We start from the raw sequence: 16,861 nt of genomic DNA, 5'->3' as shown, positions 1-16,861 counted from the left end.
CGTCCCCATTTCCATTTGCTTACCATTTTATTTCCATTATTGAGCATTTATGGTATAGTCGTTTTCTTCTGTTGTTACAGGCACGTCTGCCTGAACAGAGCTGTTGTCGATTTCGATGGCGTAGGTTTTGTGGATCATGCAGTTTACTGGATCCTCGGTGGCGATGACGATGGCCAGGCTGTGACCGGGCTCTACCGTATACCGGGTTGCGTTCAGGTATACATGGTAGTCATGGTATTCGCCTTTCTTTAATTCGATGCTGTTTGCCGCGGTTTCGGGCTCATATCCGGCTTCCGGATTGCAGAGATCTGCGAATGCGCGGGTGATGACGCGGTATTTTTTATGTACGGTAGTGAATTCTGCCTCGTCAAATGCCGGAAGGTCTCCGCCGTTGATGATACCGCCTTCTTTTACGGTGGTTACCGGAATGATGTTTCTCTCCGGGTCTGTGGTCTGGATGCTGTCAAATTCGGTGTCGCAGACGTCGCAGAGAAGTACGGCGATTTCCACATCGTCCATTCTGCCGGAAATCCTGGAGGCGCCCAGCTTCATGGTCAGGGTGTCCACGTCGTTGCGGTTTTCGGGATGGAAATCTGCCTCTGCATCGCCGTCTTTTAATGCGGCCTTCAGATGCAGGCATACCGTACCCTGGATGGTGACGGCCTTCTCAAATGGACGGGTGACATAGCGTTGTCCCATATTGGTGGAAGTGGTGCCCATCACATCGTCGAAGTTTTTGGCGCTGATCCCGGCGGCTTCCCAGTCGGTGTCGATCACGGCAGTTCCGGTGGATCCGCTGGTCAGCTTCATGCAGTGTCCGGTGTCCCAGGAGGCGGAAGTTTCCCATTTTCTCTGGTCGTGGTTTGTCTGTACCAGGACGGCGGGCATGTCTTCTGCCTGATTCTCTACACCGTACAGATAATGGGAGATCCATTCATTTACGATGTCGTCATAAAACTTTCCGTCGATGAGGATGCCATAGCCTTTGTTTGGCATGGTTGGTGTAATATGGGGTCCCTGGTGCAGGATGGCCTTTACAGTCTGTCCTGCTTTCTGGAAGGACTTCAGCATCATTTCAAATTGTTTGGTAGAAACATTTTCGTCGTTGAGTCCCTGAACGATCAGCGCGGGGCATTTTATCCTGTCTGCATTTAAACGGTAGTTCCCGCTTCCCCAGAATTTTTCGTTGTAATCGAAACCGCATGCTAATTGCTGAAGGCTGAGTTCATGATGAAATGCGGCGATATCGTCCAGTTCTTTTTCGGATAAGGTTTCATCGTTGTAGCGGCTGGAGCAGTAGTAAGCCAGAAAACTATTTAACATTTCCTTTGGCCAGTAACGCTGTGCGCCCTGCATGTTCTGCTGGCTGTACCAGTCGGCGATTCCTGCTACAGGAACGATGGTTTTCAGGCCTTCCACACCGGTAGTTGCAACTGCGAAAGGCATGGTGCCTGCGTAAGAACGCCCGGTCATGGCTACATTTCCATTGGCCCAGTCGGCTTTCGTGGTGATGGTGCCTTCCCGGTCTGCATAGGCCACCCGGTCGCCGTGGATCCATTCTACTACGGATTTGAAGGCGTCTCTTTCATAGTCAGAACCTACATAGTTGAATCCGTCGGAACCAAGAGCGCCAAATCCGGCGCTGACCACAACTGCAAATCCGCGAACCAGATAATAATTGAAGTTGTCAATATTTTCATAGACCATGCTGTTGGTGCTGCCCTTATCTTTGTAGTACCAGTCCGACGGATCAGCTTTTAATGCAAGATCCATGGAACCGATAGATCCGGAAGGAACCCGGGGCGCAGCCTTATGATCCAGATCGGCGAGATCAAATTTGCGGTATTCTTTTTCCGCTACTTCTTTCATGTGGTCATAGCCGTCTTCCTGGACGCCGGCGCAGTAGGGGCGTGCCTCAAATAAAGTGGCGGCCTTGTAATTGCCTTCCACAGCGCTTCTTGGTACCTGGATGAATGTTTTGATCAGATCTCGCTTTCCGTCTCCATCCATGTCGTAGTCAGATTCCACATATACACAGTATCTGACAATATCTGATGTGGCGGGATCATATTTTTCTCCGGTCTTTCCGTCTGTAAAGGGGAATACCGGCTGTGCCAGGCCATTTTCAAAAACCGGCACTTTGCTGTAATGATTGTCTTTCATGATAGACCTCCCAAAAGTATGATATGTGTTCTGTTTGAACTCCTGATAAATAGTATAGTTTTTCTTTCTGTTCTAGTCAATCATTCTGAACATTTAAAAAGATGTCGAAAGGAAAGAAACCATTGTATTCAAAAAACTCTCCCTATGTGGTAGAATAAGCAGGAAATGATTTGGGAGGTTTTAGAGATGAAGGTAGCAGTAACTTATGATAACGGAAACATATTTCAGCATTTTGGAAGAACCGAGTCTTTTAAGGTATATGAAGTGGAAAACAATCAGATTATTTCCAGTGAAGTAATCGGTTCTAATGGCGTTGGACATGGCGCGCTGGCCGGACTTCTGGTGGAGCAGAAGGTAGATGTACTGATCTGCGGCGGTATCGGAGGAGGAGCTCAGGCGGCTCTTGCAGAGGCAGGTGTGGAACTGTGTTCCGGAGCCGAAGGAGATGCCGATCAGGCGGTAGAAGCTTATCTGAAGGGAGAACTAGTGTCCACAGGAGTCAACTGTGATCATCACCACGGAGAACGCCACAGCTGCGAGGATCATGAGGAAGGCCATAGCTGCGGAGACCATGGAGAGGGACACGCCTGTGGAGGCGGCTGCGGGAGCAGTTGCGGCGGGGGATGCGGCGCACAGCCGACACTGACCGGACGAAATGTGGGAAAGACCTGCCGTACTCACTATAAGGGCACGTTTAACGATGGAACCCAGTTTGACTCTTCTTATGACCGGGGAGAACCGCTGGAGTTTGTCTGCGGCGCCGGACAGATGATCCCTGGATTTGACGCTGCTGTTGCAGATATGGAAGTGGGACAGGTTGTGGATGTGCATCTGATGCCGGAGGAAGCCTATGGCATGCCGGATCCCAATGCAGTATTTACCGTGGAGATCGCGCAGCTTCCGGGATCCGAGGAAGCACAGGTGGGAGAGCAGGTTTATCTGACCAATCAGTATGGACAGCCATTCCCTGTGAAAGTGGCGGCAAAAGGAGAAACGACGATCACTTTTGATGCGAACCATGAGATGGCTGGAAAAGAATTGAACTTCCGGATCGAGCTGGTTGAAGTACTGGAAGGGTAATGAGGATTTTGTTTCCCGTAATTGATAAGAAGAAAACCGGGATCCATTTATAGGCCCCTCCCTTAAAATGATTCCTATAAAGATCAGGAGTTGTTTTAAGGGAGGAATTTTTATGAGCGAAAAGATGCTTGTCTTACGGAACTTTTACAGTGGCAGGCACCATTTCTTTGAGAGGCAGATACGCTGAATCTTGTTTTAGCCGGGAAACCGGCGGATCACCCTGCACGGATTCCCAACTGCAACACTATTTTCCGGGATAGAGCGCGTGACAACACTCCCGGCCCCGATGACACTGTTCCTGCCAATCGTCACGCCGGGAAGAAGGATCGGGCGATTATCAACAAATGTACAGTTTATGTTGATGATCACATCGTTTCCGATAAAAATGTTTTTCCCGTGATCGCAGTAAAACGGCGTGTCAATTTCCACATTTGTTCCAACAGCACCGAATAACTCATGCAGTAGCGCTGCCCGGGTCCTGGCATCACTGTGCTCAAGCTGGTTGTATTTTCGTGTCAACGCACGCGTTTTGGCAATCTGCTTCAATGTCTGCGGGCCTGCTGTTTCTAAAAAATCCTGCTCGTTATATTCCATTGCATCCATTCTCCTTAAAGACTGTTCTCTATCACGCCGGGAAGCAGATCGTAAATGGAGCCTTTCATTTTCTTCTCAAAGTCTGCCTTGATCTCCAGCACTTTTTTCCAGCGGTCAACGGTATGAGGATGGACGCCGTATCGGATCGTCACGTCGACAAAACGCTTTTCCAGGATACAGAAGCCGGTGGGCAGCGCCAGTGCGTCGCACAACTGTACAAGACGGTCATAATCATCATACACAGCCTCTTTTATGAAATGTTTCATGAACTGAAAGTCTTCTTCTGTAACGTCAAAAGTACCAATAGAAGTATGAATATCCTGGATCATAAATGCATGAGAAATACAGATCTGCGCTGCCTTTTCCCATCCCCGTTCCATGCAGAACCGGTAGCCGTCGATCAAGTGGCGTTCAGAGCTTACTCCGGCATATCTTCCGATATCGTGCAGCAATCCAAAGCAATATGCCTGATCTGCAGACATATCGTTACATTGTGCTGCTATGTTTTTGCAGGCAAGAGCTACAAAGCGGGAATGCTCGGTCCAATTTCCCGGATTCTGCTGTCCGGCCCATGTCAATGCGGATTCCGCTGTAGTGCAATTTAATCTTATCATTACCGATACCTCTTGATAGTACGCTTCCTTTATTGCCATTATTATGATCATTTTCAACCCCCAACTGATGAAGAAGGTGAAGTTATAGTAGTCGAGGGATATTAATATTGTGGTTTTAAGCATGGAAATTGTACTAGATGATATGCTATCTTTTCGATAGGCGATGAAGTATAATGAAGATGACAACAAAATTGGAATTCATCAGAAAAATGAGGAATAGTTGAAATGGAGGCGCTATAATAACATGAAGATTGAAGGGAACCAGAAAGAACTGGATGCAATGGTAGAATTTCATAAGGGAAATCGTGTCGAGGGGCTGAGACTGCAAGAAGAATTTGCAGCGGAATTTCGTAAGGAGTATAAAGACAAAGATCACTGTCCTTGCCTGAAAGCCTGTCGTTATCACGGAAACTGTAAGGAATGTGTAGCAATCCACAGAGCGCATCAGGAACATGTTCCTAATTGTATGCGACCATTGATTAATAAAAAATTGAAATTGATGTCAGAATTAACAGAGCATACCTTGGCAAATGAAATAGAAGCTCCACATGAGATTTTAAGAAAATAGGCAAGTCAAATTCAAGTTTGTTAAATTGGAAAACTAGAATTTTTGAGGAGATAGATATAAAATGACCTTCCAATTAGTTTGTATAGAACCAAAAGAATTAACGCAATACAAGGCGGATATGCAGGAAGCATTTCAGAAAGGTTTTGAAGATGCTTTTGGGAAAACAGATGCTGTTATTCTGCCTGAAAAGGACATTGACCAGTCGCTGAATGCGGAGGGTTCTGCTGTCTATAAAGCCGTTGTCGATGGAGAAATGGTGGGCGGTGCTGTTGTTATTATCAATGAGAGTACACAGCATAACCATCTTGACCTGCTTTTTGTAAAGAACGGAGTTCAGAGCAATGGTATCGGTAAGAAGATATGGTTTGAATTGGAACGAATATATCCGAACACGAAAGTATGGGAAACCTGTACGCCGTACTTTGATAAGCGCAACATTCATTTTTATGTGAATGTCTGCGGCTTTCATATTACAGAATTTTTTAATGAAAAACATCCTATGCCGGATACACCGGACGATTTTGTCGGTGATGGCAATGAGGGAATGTTTGCGTTTAAGAAGCAAATTCGTTTATGAAATTCCAGCTTGTCGAACTGAAAAACACTGTAATAACATGTGTAAAACAAAATGTAAAACACCCCACTGAGTAGGTAGGACTAAATACTCCTATGATTTCGATTTTGAAGTCATAGGGGTATTTTTTTGTGCAGAAAAATAAAAAATTTCCTTTTCCACCCTGTATTTTCCCCTCTGAGCCTTTCGTTATATGAGAGCAAAAAAATAAAATTCCTTTTTTATTTGTAAAAAGCCCTCTCTACGTTCTGATATATGAGGAACAAATTACATTTGCCTTAAAAGAATCGGGCCTGATTCAAGAACAAAGAAAAAACGAAAAGAGAAAGGAGAAACTACATGAACAAAACAATCTTAATGGGAAGACTGACAAAAGATCCGGAGGTGAAATATCTCCAGGATGAAAACAGTACTGCAATGGCAAGATACACGCTGGCAGTAGACAGGCGATATCGAAAGGATGGAAAGGCAGAAACAGATTTTATTTCTTGTGTTACCTTTGGGAAGAATGCTGAGTTTGTAGAAAAATATCTGCAAAAAGGGTTGAAGATTTTAGTAAGCGGACGGATCCAGACAGGAAGCTATTTGAATCAGGAGGGGAATAAAGTTTATACCATCAATGTGATCGTAGAAGAACATTATTTCGCAGAAGGGAAGAAACTGTCAGGATCAGAAAAGAAAGAAGATACCGATTCGGATGGATTTATGCATCTTCCAGACGGAGAAGAACTTCCGTTTGAGTAAGAATAACTCGGATGCTGAAAGCAGAAGAGCGCACTTATATACCTTAAAAGGTATGTGCGTCCTACGGAAGTAGCATCTTTCTGAAAGGATAAAATACCCAATCCCCATATGCACATCATGGTTCCCATCCGCCCTTTACAGGAAGATGGTACCTGGGGACAAAAACAAAAAAAGGTTCCAGTATTAACACCGGATGGACAGACGGTTTTGAATCAGAAAGGACAACCGGTATTTCGGGCGTACATACAACGGATTGGAGCAGGAAAGAAACCTTGGAAGAATTGAGAAGTGCCTGGGCGAAGATGTGTAACGAACTGTATGAAGAAAAAGGACTTATAGAAAGAGTCGATGCCAGGTCTTATGAGGAACGGGGGATTGATAAGATCCCGATGGTGCATGAAGGACCGAATGTACAGGCAATGGAAGCAAGAGGGATTTCAACCGCACTGGGAAGTTTAAACCGACTCATCCGAGCCTTAAATGATATGAAAGAACGGGCAAAGAATCTTCTTCAATGGTCCTTGTTTCGAGAAAGCCAACTGATGGAACGGATGGTGTTCTTACATCAGCCAACCTTAGCGGATTATTTGAGAAACTATTGTGATAAGAGAAATGCAGTTGCAGAATCCTACGCTTATGGAACACAAAAGGCGAAGAATACAAATCTGAAACAATTTGCAGAGACGATCCGCTTTCTGGAAGAGCAGGATGTGAGAACCCCAGAACAGCTGACAGAGAAAATCCAGGAATTAGATACTCAGCTAAAAGAGGTAAGTCAGCGGTTGAATCAACAACTGTCTGCTTTGCGAAGTGTCAACAGCAATCTTTATGCAATGAAAGAGTATTTTGAAACAAGACCTGTTTATCTGGAATTAAAGAACAAATATTTTGGCAGGGAAAAATTCAAAGAGGAACATAAGAAGGAACTTAGCGGATATTATCGTTCGGAAAGAATCTTAAAAGAAAATCTAGACCCAAGTGGGAAGATTCCGGAAGGACAATGGAAACGAGAAGCCGCTCGTTTATCAGAAGAGATAGCTGCTTTACGAAAAGAAGATAAACGGATCCATGCCATGTTACGAAAGTATGAGGGAATCAAAAATCATGTGGAAGCTTTGATGGCAGAGGAAGGAGAAGATGTCTCTCTTCCAGAAACAAACAAACGGGAGCAATCCACAGAAACAAAAGAAGCAGTGAGAACCATGAAACGAAAGAAGAAACATCATGGAATGGAGTTATAGGAGGAATTTTAGAAGATGGAAGAATATACAAGAGAACAGATTCAAAGAGCAGATGATACTGATTTATATGTTTTTCTTTCTGGGAGAGGAGAACAGTTCAAACGATGTGGGAAGGAATACCGATGGTTGCGACATGACAGTGTGATGATCAACAAGAACGAATGGTATCGTTTTAGTCAGAATAAAGGTGGTCATGCCATCGATTTTATGAAAGAATTTTACGGTCTTTCTTTTGCAGAGGCAGTCAAAGAATTATTAGGAGAAGAGGGAGTTGGAGAAACCAACAGAAGAACGGCCAAGGAAGATGCAGGCAGACAGAAGGTCTGCCCCATCCCCTTGCCTGGATTGGAATTGCCAGAAAGAAATGAAAGCTGTGAGATTGCAAGGAAGTATCTCATTGAGCAGAGGAAACTATCGGAATGGCTGATAGATCAGATGATTGCAAAGGGGGATATTTATGAAAGTAAAAACTATCACAATGTGGTATTCGTCGGAAGAGACAAAGAAGTGAATCCTAGATATGCAGCTATGCGGGGAACCGATGAGAACCGATATCGTGGGGAGGCAAAAGGTTCGGAAAAAGCCTATGGATTTGGCCATATAGGAACGGATGAAAAACTGTTTGTGTTTGAATCCCCCATTGATCTTTTGTCTTATATCACTGCAGTTCCGGAAGAATGGGAAAAGCATAGTTATATTTCCCTAGGAGGATTGAGTGAAAAAGCAATGAAACGGATGTATACAGAATATCCTCATATCCATTCCATCTACTTGTGTCTGGATAATGATGAGCCTGGAAATGAGAGATGCAGGCAGTTTGTTTCTCTTATTCCGGAGGAACTGAGTGTGTACCGATTAGAACCGGTGAAGAAAGACTGGAATGAATGTCTGGTAGCAGAAGTTCCGGTAGAAAATATGGCAAAGCAGATGTGTTGGAGAGATGCCAGGGAAAAACCAGTTCCGGTCATGAAGATGTCGGAGGTTGAGGAAACGGTGGTCCAGTGGTTATGGTATCCATTCATTCCCTTTGGAAAGGTTACTTTGATCCAGGGGAATCCGGGAAAAGGAAAAACGTGGCTTGCAATGGCAATCGCCGCATACTGTACGAATGGAAAAGAACTTCCCAATGCACTTCCCATAGAACCCTTTAATGTATTGTATCAAACAGCAGAGGATGGGATAGCAGATACCATTAAGCCTAGATTAGCAAAATGTGGTGCAGATATGACAAGGGTGCGATTCATCAATGAAGAAGAAAAACAGCTTTCTATGACGGACGATCGGATTGAAAAAGCCATCCGCCAGAACAATGTACGCCTCATGATCATGGATCCCATACAGGCCTATCTGGGAGCCAATGTGGATATGAACCGGGCCAATGAGATACGGCCATTATTCCGGCATCTCAGTACGATTGCAGAGAGAACTGGATGTGCCATTGTTCTCATTGGACATTTGAATAAGTCGTCGGGAAGTCAGAGCGATTACCGTTCCCTGGGATCCATTGATATCGCAGCGGCAGTACGAAGCATCTTATTTGTAGAAAAGGTGGAAAAAGAGAAGGAACAGGATATCCGAGTGGTATATCAGCAAAAGGATTCTCTTGCTAAGAAGGAAAATCCGGTAGCGTTTTCTTTAGGAGAAGAAGGCTTAAAATGGTTAGGAGAATACGATATATCCATTGAAGATCTGCTGATGGGGAAAGCAGGAACGAAAAAGGAAACGAAACTGGAAAAGGCACAGAAATTGATCCTGGAGTTATTAACCAAACGGAAAGTAATGTGTTTAGAAGAATTAGAGGCAGAACTACTAGCCTATGGGATTTCTTCCAGAACAGGAAGAGATGTAAGAAAGCAATTGGAAAGTAGATTAAGCTATGACTGGTGTCAGGGAAGAAAAACAGTTGCGTTAATCACAGAATAAAAGATGACATTGGCAAAAAAATACTTTGGCATTGGCAGTCTTTATAGATACCTTTGCCAGCCGCCAATGTCAAAAACAAAGATAATAGAAGGAGGCATACAAATGACAAGTTATGATATACCTTATTGGAAGAAGTATACATTATCCATTGAAGAGGCAGCATCCTATTTTCGTATTGGAGAAGGAAAGCTTCGTAAGTTAGTCAGTGACAATCCAAATGCAGAGTATTTGCTTTGGAATGGGAATCGTGTACAGATAAAACGAACAAGATTTGAAAAATTTATTGATACACTCAGTGCGATATAAAATGAAATTTAAAAGAAGGAGGTGTTCGAATTAGGGGTTACATGATATACTAACAATATCATGTTGCGTCCCCTTGGAGGTAGGATATGATTTCAAAGAGACGTGATGATAAAGGCAGAGTTCTCCAGCAAGGAGAATGGCAGGAACCAAGTGGACGTTACCGCTATAAATATACAGATTCACTTGGTAAGTGTAAAATATTATATAGTTGGAGATTGACAGAAGCAGATAAGATGCCGGAAGGTAAACGGGCAGATCTTTCTCTCAGGGAAAAAGAAAGAAAAGTTCAGTCCTTACAGATGCAAGGGATTACAGGAAGTAACATTACAGTGCTTGAACTTGTGGAACGATATCTTTCCCTGAAAACAGGAGTAAAGCATAATACTTTAGCGAATTACAAATTTGTGGTGAATGTATTGAAAAAGGAAGAATTCGCTTATAAGAAAGTGGATGATGTGAAACTTTCTGACGCAAAGATTTTTCTGATAAAACTACAAAGAGATGGTAGAGGATATAGTTCCATTCATTCCATCAGAGGTGTTTTAAGACCTGCTTTTCAAATGGCTGTGGATGATGACTTGATTCTAAAAAATCCATTTGGATTTGAATTAGGTACAGTACTTGTTAATGACAGTCAGAAAAGACAAGCTGTTTCTCCGGAAGATGAAACTAAATTTCTTGATTTTGTAAAGAATGATCCGCATTATAATCAGTATTATGATGCATTTTATATCTTATTCAAGACAGGTCTTAGAATATCTGAAATTTGTGGACTTACTGTAAAAGACTTGGACTTTAAAGAAGATATTATCAATGTGAATCATCAGTTGCAAAGAACTCGAGAAATGAAGTATATCATCGTATCTACAAAGACAACAAGTGGTACGCGGTTACTTCCAATGGAAGCGGATGTAAAAGAAGCATTTCTTCGAATCTTGAAGAATAGAAGGAAACCAAAACGTGAGCCGATGGTGGATGGATATGGAGGATTTCTGTTTCTGGACAAGAATGGAAGGCCAATGGTTGCACTTCATTGGGAAAAGTACATGCAGCATGCAAGAGAAAAATATAATCGTGAGAATTTGTTGCAATTGCCGCCAGTTACTCCACATATATGCAGGCATACTTATTGTACAAATATGGCCAATTCAGGGATGAACCCAAAGACACTGCAATATCTGATGGGGCATTCAGATGTATCTGTAACACTTAATATTTATACGCATACCGGCTATGATGATGCAAAGAAAGAACTTGCCAGATTAAAAGAAGCAAGGGATGAACTGGAAAAGAAAAAGTTTATAACCCAAAAACATGCACAAACAACTCATGTAAGCCTTATCTCATAAGGAATTTGGGACTTTAAAAATAACCCATTTGTACCACAAATGCCCGAAAAAACATGAGAAAATACAAGAATTTATAAGAAAAAGAACCTTTCAAGTAAAAAATGCACAAAGGCTGAAAAGCCAGTATTTATAAGGCTTTGAGAGGATATGAGGAGATAAAATGGAGAAAATAAAGGTACTATTTATTTGCCACGGCAATATTTGCCGCAGTACCATGGCACAATTTGTTTTTCAGGATATGGTAAATAAAGCCGGCCTTTCGGACCGGTTTCACATCGACTCCGCGGCCACCAGCCGGGAAGAGATCGGCAATCCGCCCCATCACGGGACAGTCCGCAAGATGCAGGAGGTTGGAGTGCCCGTCCTGCCCCACCGGGCGCGGCAGATGACAAAAAAAGATTATCAGACTTACGATTATCTGATCGGTATGGATGAATGGAACATCCGCAACATGCAGCGTATTGCCGGCGGAGATCCGGACGGCAGAATCTGCATGCTGCTGGATTTTACAGCCCGCGCGGGCGAAGAGATCGCAGACCCCTGGTACACCGGTAATTTTGATGTTACCTATCGGGATGTAAAAGAGGGCTGCGAAGGTCTTCTGGATAAGCTTACTGCACAGATTTATTGATGGTATCCTGGATCAGGCAGTAAGCGATAATGCTAAGGCTGAAGATGCCGAGGACCAGGAATAAAATACCGGAATTGCCATAGGGATTTCCTTTGATCCGGTCACAGCGCTCTCCCATTTTATACAGCCAGTACAGACCATAGATGCCGCAGGTGATCAGGCTGAAAAGAAAGACCATGCCGCCGGACGTAGCTTCCGGTTCACCGGCAAGCACATTTACTTCATCATTGATCATGATCATCCAGTAGATGCCATAGATGCCGCAGGTGATAATGGAAAAAAGGACGCACAGAGCAATGTTGCGGGATGTGATGCCGGTCTGTCCGCCGGCGGGCTGCCCGCTGTACTGTGGCTGCCCGTTGTATCCCTGATAGTTTTGCTGCTGGTAATTCTGCTGATAATGATACTCCTGTCTGTATTCCTGCTGCTGATTCTGGTTTGTCTGACTGCTGTCAGGAAGCGTTTTTTTGCATTCCCGGCAGACAGAAGCGGTATCTTCGTTTTGCGTTCCACAATATGGACAATATTTCATGGGGTACCTCCTTTGTAGTCATAAAAGAATTTTTCCTCATCATATCATAAAAGAGGGGAGAGTACAATATCCTCCCATAAACAGCAAAAACCCCGGTGGCTGGCCGGGGTTTTTACCGTTGTCGTTATAGTTATCTAAAGGAATGAGAGAGAAAGTGCAGCACCGGGGAATTTCCCCCGGTGCAGTTACTTTATGAGGGGGAGATAGTTGACGTCTTGTTCAACTATCTGACTCATATTATAAAAGACAATTATGTCTAAAGTATGTTAAATCCCTAAAAGAAAACGAAAATTTCTTAAATGGGTATTAAGAAATCATAAGGAAAAAGTGACGGCCGCTTGATTCTTGCAGAAAATCTGAGTATGATAGAGGCAAATGATCTGGTAGCATGAGAGGAAATGGTATGGAAGATTCATATGTTTTAGAACTGGTGGAACCTAAGTTTCGCGATTTCCACCTGCTGCATTGCGGCTATGCCCGGTGTAAGCCCTGTCACAGTTATGGCCCTGCCACGCGCCCAAACTATATCATTCACTATATTCTGGAAGGAAAGGGAACCTACCAGGTAGGAGAACGGAAATATCAGCTGTCTGCGGGGCAGGGGTTCCTGATCGAGCCGGAAACGCTGACTTTTTATCAGGCGGATGTACAAGAGCCCTGGAGTTATCTGTGGGTAGGCGTGGGCGGCTATGCTGCAACAGAGCATATCCGAAACATTGGTCTGAATGAAGACCAGCTGATCTTTCGGTATCGAGATGGGGAGCGACTGAAGAAGATTGTGCTGGAAATGCTGAAGCATACAAAAGTTTCGGTGGCAAATCTTTATTATCTGCAGGGAAAGCTCTATGAATTTTTCTCTGCGCTGACAGAGGATGAAGTGATAGATTCCTGTGTGGATATTTCCAAAGAAAATAATTACATTCAGGAAGCCGTGACCTATATCCGCAATCATTATTCCAAAGGCCTGAACGTGATGGATATTGCCAGACATATGAATGTAAACAGAAGCTATCTCTATACCATTTTTAAGGACAATCTGGGAATGTCACCAAAGGATTTTCTGACGAAATTTCAGATTTCCCAGGCAAGAGAACAGCTTGCTCTGACAGATCTGTCTATCGAAGAGGTGGCAGAATCCTGCGGCTACAGAAGCTGTCTTGTTTTTTCCAAGGCATTTAAAAAGGAAAACGGAATGACGCCTACCGAATATCGCAGGCGCAGGAGGCAGGAAGAAAAACGAACCGCTGTCGCCAGTGAGGAAGAGCTGGCCGGACTTGGGCGAAAGACCAGCCTGAAGCTGAACAATCAAAAGAGGTGATGATGATGTCAAAATACATTATGGCTTTGGATGCAGGGACGACCAGTAACCGCTGCATCCTGTTTAATAAAAAAGGAGAGATCCTCAGCGTAGCACAAAAAGAGTTTACGCAGTATTTTCCGCAGCCCGGATGGGTGGAGCATGATGCGGATGAAATCTGGTCCACACAGCTGGGGGTGGCAGTAGAAGCGATGAGCAAGATCGGAGCTACAGCCGCAGATATTGCAGCCATCGGGATCACTAATCAGAGAGAGACTGCCATTGTATGGGACAAAAATACCGGAGAACCGGTGTGCCCGGCTATTGTCTGGCAGTGCCGGCGGACAGCCGGATACTGCGACCGGTTGAAGGAGCAGGGCTATACGGACATGATCCGGGAAAAGACGGGGCTGATCATCGACGCATATTTTTCAGGGACAAAGATCCGGTGGATCCTGGATCATGTGGAAGGAGCCAGAGAAAAAGCGGAAAAAGGAGAACTTTTATTTGGCACCGTGGAAACCTGGCTGATCTGGAAGCTGACGAAGGGCAGAGTGCATGTGACGGATTACTCCAATGCTTCCAGGACCATGCTCTTTAATATCAATACTCTGGAGTGGGATCAGGAGATCCTGGATCTTTTGCAGATTCCGAAAGCCATGCTGCCAGAGGCCATGCCTTCCAGCTGTGTGTACGGCGAGACGGATCCGTCTTACTTTGGCGGGCCGATTCCCATCGGCGGCGCGGCAGGAGATCAGCAGTCCGCCCTGTTCGGACAGGTGTGTTTCCATCCGGGAACTGCCAAGAACACCTATGGTACGGGATGCTTCCTGCTGATGAATACGGGAGAACAGCCGGTATTTTCTAAAAACGGGCTGGTGACCACCATCGCCTGGGGACTGGACGGGAAAGTGGAGTATGCCCTGGAAGGTTCGATTTTTGTGGCCGGGGCAGCCATCCAGTGGCTCAGGGACGAGATGCGTCTCATTGATTCTGCAGCAGACTCGGAATATATGGCGGGCAAGGTGAAGGATACGAACGGCTGCTATGTGGTTCCCGCATTTACAGGCCTTGGAGCGCCCCACTGGGATCCTTATGCCAGAGGCACCATTGTTGGCATCACCCGCGGTGTGAACAAATATCATATCATCCGGGCAACGCTGGAGTCCCTGGCTTATCAGGTCAATGATGTGCTTGGAGCCATGGAGGCGGACTCTGGGATCTCTCTTACGTCCCTGCGGGTGGACGGAGGGGCCAGCGCCAATAACTTCCTGATGCAGACCCAGGCGGATATCATTGGCGCGCCGGTCAAGCGTCCCCGGTGCATTGAGACTACAGCCATGGGAGCCGCCTATCTGGCGGGCCTTGCAGTGGGGTACTGGAAGAACAGAGAAGAGGTAAAAGCAAACTGGGCCATAGATCAGGTGTTTGAACCGGCTATTGGAGAAGAAGAGAGAAAGCAAAAGATCAAAGGCTGGAATAAGGCAGTGCGCTGTTCTTATCACTGGGCAAAAGAAGAGGAGTAATCAGGATGGAAAAGATAAAAATGACCTGTACAGGCTGCCGGAATGGCTGTCTGATGACCGCCACGGTGGAAGACGGAGAAGTGGTAAATGTAGACGGAAACGGATGTATGCGCGGATATGCACGCGCGCAGGAGAATGTTTCCTTTTCGGAAAATGAAGGCAAATAATCTGTAAAACTGCATAAAAAAGAATTGTTTTGGTGGACTTTTTTGCCACAATATACTAATATAGTAATATCGACGCAATTTGAAAGAAGGAAGGGAAAGAAATACTATGAAAAGAAATGTTATCGTAGGACAGTCTGGAGGACCGACTGCCGCTATTAACTCAAGCCTTGCAGGCGTTTACCGTACAGCCAAGGATCGTGGAGCCAACAAGGTATACGGCATGCTTCACGGCATCCAGGGACTTCTGGAGGAAAAATATATTGACCTTGCAGACCATATCAAGACAGAGCTGGATGCAGAGCTCCTGAAGAGAACACCGGCTGCGTTCCTTGGATCCTGCCGTTATAAACTGCCGGAGATCCATGAGAACCGGGAAGTGTATGAGAAGATCTTTGAGATACTGGATAAGCTGGATATCGAGGCATTTATCTACATCGGCGGAAATGATTCCATGGATACGATCAAAAAATTATCCGATTATGCGATCATTACCGGACATCCTACCAGATTTATCGGATGCCCCAAGACGATCGACAACGATCTGGCGCTGACAGACCATACACCGGGCTACGGAAGTGCGGCCAAATATATCGGAACCTCTATGAAAGAGATCATCCGCGACGGATTCTGTCTGGAATATGAGAAAGGTATCGTGACCATCGTAGAGATCATGGGAAGAAATGCAGGATGGCTGACCGGAGCTTCCGCACTTGCAAGAGGTGAGGACTGCGAAGGACCGGACCTGATCTACCTGCCTGAGATCCCGTTTGACATTCATGAATTCAGCGACAGAGTGAAGAAACTGATCGCAGAGAAACCGTCTATTGTGATCGCCGTATCTGAAGGCATCCGCACACTCGATGGAACTTATGTGTGCGAGTTGGGCAACAGCATCGACTTTGTAGATGCTTTCGGCCACAAACAGTTATCCGGAACTGCATCCTATCTGGCAAGCTTTATCGCCGGAGAGCATGGATGCAAGACCCGGGCTATTGAGCTTAGCACCCTGCAGCGTTCCGCTTCACATACTGCATCCCGCGTAGATATCCTGGAAGCATACCAGGTAGGCGGCGCGGCAGTAAAAGCGGCTGACGAGGGAGATTCCGGCAAGATGGTAGTTCTTCAGAGGCTGTCCGATGATCCGTATCAGTGCGGAACAGAAGTGAAAGATGTACATAAGATCGCCAATGACGAGAAACTGGTTCCAAGAGAATGGGTGAACGCAGACGGCACCTATGTAACCAATGAGTTTATTTCCTATGTACGTCCGCTGATCCAGGGAGACGTGTCTCCGGTCATGGTAGACGGTATCCCGAGACATCTGTATGCGCCGAAGGAATTAAGCCACAGATAAAAATATGCAAAAATGTACAGGCGGAGGATTTTTCTTCCGCCTGTATTTTTTACTTGTTTTTTTCACGGAAATCCAGTAATATATAAATTACTCTAAAAGCAATTCTGATAAGTTTCAAAAACGGATCGATCTATATTTTTTCAAAAAATCTGTCTTTACAAAATTTCCCGCAAAATCAATCAATAGGAAAAAGAGGTG

18 protein-coding genes are annotated in these 16,861 nt (G+C 45.0%); 14 read left to right on the top strand and 4 right to left on the bottom strand.

Annotated elements, in window-relative coordinates; all coding sequences use genetic code 11:
- Positions 1-36 precede the first annotated feature (36 nt).
- Complete coding sequence (locus tag ABGT54_RS00505; protein ID WP_346662361.1) at positions 37-2,163, bottom strand: CocE/NonD family hydrolase; 2,127 nt, start codon at positions 2,161-2,163, stop codon at positions 37-39.
- 186 nt (positions 2,164-2,349) lie between these two features.
- Between ABGT54_RS00505 and ABGT54_RS00500 the strand changes: the two genes are divergently transcribed.
- Positions 2,350-3,243: an FKBP-type peptidyl-prolyl cis-trans isomerase gene (locus ABGT54_RS00500; RefSeq protein ID WP_346662360.1), complete on the top strand. Its 894-nt coding sequence runs from the start codon at positions 2,350-2,352 to the stop codon at positions 3,241-3,243.
- 195 nt (positions 3,244-3,438) lie between these two features.
- Here ABGT54_RS00500 and ABGT54_RS00495 read toward each other — a convergent pair whose 3' ends face one another.
- Together ABGT54_RS00495 and ABGT54_RS00490 are read right to left on the bottom strand one after the other, a co-directional pair.
- Positions 3,439-3,837 carry a maltose acetyltransferase domain-containing protein gene (locus ABGT54_RS00495; RefSeq protein ID WP_346662359.1) on the bottom strand — a complete coding sequence of 133 codons (399 nt, stop codon included), beginning with the start codon at positions 3,835-3,837 and terminating at the stop codon, positions 3,439-3,441.
- 14 nt (positions 3,838-3,851) lie between these two features.
- Positions 3,852-4,451: an HDOD domain-containing protein gene (locus ABGT54_RS00490; protein WP_346662358.1), complete on the bottom strand. Its 600-nt coding sequence runs from the start codon at positions 4,449-4,451 to the stop codon at positions 3,852-3,854.
- 244 nt (positions 4,452-4,695) lie between these two features.
- Between ABGT54_RS00490 and ABGT54_RS00485 the strand changes: the two genes are divergently transcribed.
- The 9 genes from ABGT54_RS00485 to ABGT54_RS00445 all read left to right on the top strand — a co-directional run bounded on the left by ABGT54_RS00485 (position 4,696) and on the right by ABGT54_RS00445 (position 11,787).
- Positions 4,696-5,019 carry a hypothetical protein gene (locus ABGT54_RS00485; protein WP_004613237.1) on the top strand — a complete coding sequence of 108 codons (324 nt, stop codon included), beginning with the start codon at positions 4,696-4,698 and terminating at the stop codon, positions 5,017-5,019.
- A 61-nt stretch (positions 5,020-5,080) separates the two neighbouring features.
- Positions 5,081-5,596, top strand: coding sequence for a GNAT family N-acetyltransferase (locus ABGT54_RS00480; protein WP_346662357.1), 516 nt, complete (start codon positions 5,081-5,083; stop codon positions 5,594-5,596).
- Between the two features lie 336 nt (positions 5,597-5,932).
- Positions 5,933-6,337, top strand: a complete 405-nt coding sequence (locus ABGT54_RS00475; RefSeq protein ID WP_346662356.1) for a single-stranded DNA-binding protein — start codon at positions 5,933-5,935, stop codon at positions 6,335-6,337.
- Between the two features lie 108 nt (positions 6,338-6,445).
- Positions 6,446-6,622 carry a hypothetical protein gene (locus ABGT54_RS00470; protein WP_346662355.1) on the top strand — a complete coding sequence of 59 codons (177 nt, stop codon included), beginning with the start codon at positions 6,446-6,448 and terminating at the stop codon, positions 6,620-6,622.
- Positions 6,610-7,578, top strand: coding sequence for a MobA/MobL family protein (locus tag ABGT54_RS00465; RefSeq protein ID WP_346662354.1), 969 nt, complete (start codon positions 6,610-6,612; stop codon positions 7,576-7,578). The genes ABGT54_RS00470 and ABGT54_RS00465 overlap by 13 nt, the downstream gene beginning before the upstream one ends.
- 15 nt (positions 7,579-7,593) lie before the next feature.
- On the top strand, positions 7,594-9,501 hold the full coding sequence (locus ABGT54_RS00460) for an AAA family ATPase (protein WP_346662353.1): 1,908 nt from the start codon (positions 7,594-7,596) through the stop codon (positions 9,499-9,501).
- A gap of 102 nt (positions 9,502-9,603) precedes the next feature.
- Positions 9,604-9,807 carry an excisionase gene (locus ABGT54_RS00455; RefSeq protein ID WP_009243293.1) on the top strand — a complete coding sequence of 68 codons (204 nt, stop codon included), beginning with the start codon at positions 9,604-9,606 and terminating at the stop codon, positions 9,805-9,807.
- A gap of 86 nt (positions 9,808-9,893) precedes the next feature.
- The gene (locus ABGT54_RS00450) at positions 9,894-11,156 is read left to right on the top strand and encodes a tyrosine-type recombinase/integrase (RefSeq protein WP_346662352.1); all 1,263 of its coding nucleotides are present in this window, start codon (positions 9,894-9,896) and stop codon (positions 11,154-11,156) included.
- A gap of 160 nt (positions 11,157-11,316) precedes the next feature.
- Positions 11,317-11,787, top strand: coding sequence for a low molecular weight protein-tyrosine-phosphatase (locus ABGT54_RS00445; RefSeq protein WP_346662351.1), 471 nt, complete (start codon positions 11,317-11,319; stop codon positions 11,785-11,787).
- Here the strand turns inward: ABGT54_RS00445 and ABGT54_RS00440 are convergent.
- A complete protein-coding gene (locus tag ABGT54_RS00440) occupies positions 11,768-12,319 on the bottom strand; it encodes a DUF4234 domain-containing protein (protein WP_346662350.1) in 552 nt (183 codons plus the stop codon). The genes ABGT54_RS00445 and ABGT54_RS00440 overlap by 20 nt on opposite strands.
- Before the next feature lie 403 nt (positions 12,320-12,722).
- Here ABGT54_RS00440 and ABGT54_RS00435 point away from each other — a divergent pair, with 403 nt between their 5' ends.
- The 4 genes from ABGT54_RS00435 to ABGT54_RS00420 all read left to right on the top strand — a co-directional run bounded on the left by ABGT54_RS00435 (position 12,723) and on the right by ABGT54_RS00420 (position 16,663).
- A complete protein-coding gene (locus ABGT54_RS00435; protein WP_346662349.1) occupies positions 12,723-13,637 on the top strand; it encodes an AraC family transcriptional regulator in 915 nt (304 codons plus the stop codon).
- A 5-nt stretch (positions 13,638-13,642) separates the two neighbouring features.
- On the top strand, positions 13,643-15,142 hold the full coding sequence (gene glpK, locus ABGT54_RS00430; protein WP_346662348.1) for a glycerol kinase GlpK: 1,500 nt from the start codon (positions 13,643-13,645) through the stop codon (positions 15,140-15,142).
- A gap of 5 nt (positions 15,143-15,147) precedes the next feature.
- The gene (locus ABGT54_RS00425; RefSeq protein WP_346662347.1) at positions 15,148-15,309 is read left to right on the top strand and encodes a hypothetical protein; all 162 of its coding nucleotides are present in this window, start codon (positions 15,148-15,150) and stop codon (positions 15,307-15,309) included.
- 106 nt (positions 15,310-15,415) lie between these two features.
- Positions 15,416-16,663, top strand: a complete 1,248-nt coding sequence (locus ABGT54_RS00420) for a 6-phosphofructokinase (RefSeq protein WP_346662346.1) — start codon at positions 15,416-15,418, stop codon at positions 16,661-16,663.
- Positions 16,664-16,861 lie beyond the last annotated feature (198 nt).

Origin of the sequence: uncultured Merdimonas sp. (assembly GCF_963929015.1) — a bacterium.
In the GTDB taxonomy this organism is placed as follows: Bacteria; Bacillota; Clostridia; order Lachnospirales; family Lachnospiraceae; genus Merdimonas.
Note: the sequence above shows the minus strand (reverse complement) of the source record. Positions and strands in the feature narration are given on the sequence as shown.

Coding starts and splice junctions, on each gene's coding strand:
- ABGT54_RS00445 (WP_346662351.1), top strand. CDS start 11,317: ATGGAGAAAATAAAGGTACTATTTATTTGCCACGGCAATATTTGCCGC.
- ABGT54_RS00500 (WP_346662360.1), top strand. CDS start 2,350: ATGAAGGTAGCAGTAACTTATGATAACGGAAACATATTTCAGCATTTT.
- ABGT54_RS00505 (WP_346662361.1), bottom strand. CDS start 2,163: ATGAAAGACAATCATTACAGCAAAGTGCCGGTTTTTGAAAATGGCCTG.
- ABGT54_RS00470 (WP_346662355.1), top strand. CDS start 6,446: ATGCACATCATGGTTCCCATCCGCCCTTTACAGGAAGATGGTACCTGG.
- ABGT54_RS00435 (WP_346662349.1), top strand. CDS start 12,723: ATGGAAGATTCATATGTTTTAGAACTGGTGGAACCTAAGTTTCGCGAT.
- ABGT54_RS00425 (WP_346662347.1), top strand. CDS start 15,148: ATGGAAAAGATAAAAATGACCTGTACAGGCTGCCGGAATGGCTGTCTG.
- ABGT54_RS00455 (WP_009243293.1), top strand. CDS start 9,604: ATGACAAGTTATGATATACCTTATTGGAAGAAGTATACATTATCCATT.
- ABGT54_RS00475 (WP_346662356.1), top strand. CDS start 5,933: ATGAACAAAACAATCTTAATGGGAAGACTGACAAAAGATCCGGAGGTG.
- ABGT54_RS00495 (WP_346662359.1), bottom strand. CDS start 3,837: ATGGAATATAACGAGCAGGATTTTTTAGAAACAGCAGGCCCGCAGACA.
- ABGT54_RS00490 (WP_346662358.1), bottom strand. CDS start 4,451: ATGATAAGATTAAATTGCACTACAGCGGAATCCGCATTGACATGGGCC.
- ABGT54_RS00485 (WP_004613237.1), top strand. CDS start 4,696: ATGAAGATTGAAGGGAACCAGAAAGAACTGGATGCAATGGTAGAATTT.
- ABGT54_RS00420 (WP_346662346.1), top strand. CDS start 15,416: ATGAAAAGAAATGTTATCGTAGGACAGTCTGGAGGACCGACTGCCGCT.
- ABGT54_RS00440 (WP_346662350.1), bottom strand. CDS start 12,319: ATGAAATATTGTCCATATTGTGGAACGCAAAACGAAGATACCGCTTCT.
- glpK (WP_346662348.1), top strand. CDS start 13,643: ATGTCAAAATACATTATGGCTTTGGATGCAGGGACGACCAGTAACCGC.
- ABGT54_RS00480 (WP_346662357.1), top strand. CDS start 5,081: ATGACCTTCCAATTAGTTTGTATAGAACCAAAAGAATTAACGCAATAC.
- ABGT54_RS00460 (WP_346662353.1), top strand. CDS start 7,594: ATGGAAGAATATACAAGAGAACAGATTCAAAGAGCAGATGATACTGAT.
- ABGT54_RS00450 (WP_346662352.1), top strand. CDS start 9,894: ATGATTTCAAAGAGACGTGATGATAAAGGCAGAGTTCTCCAGCAAGGA.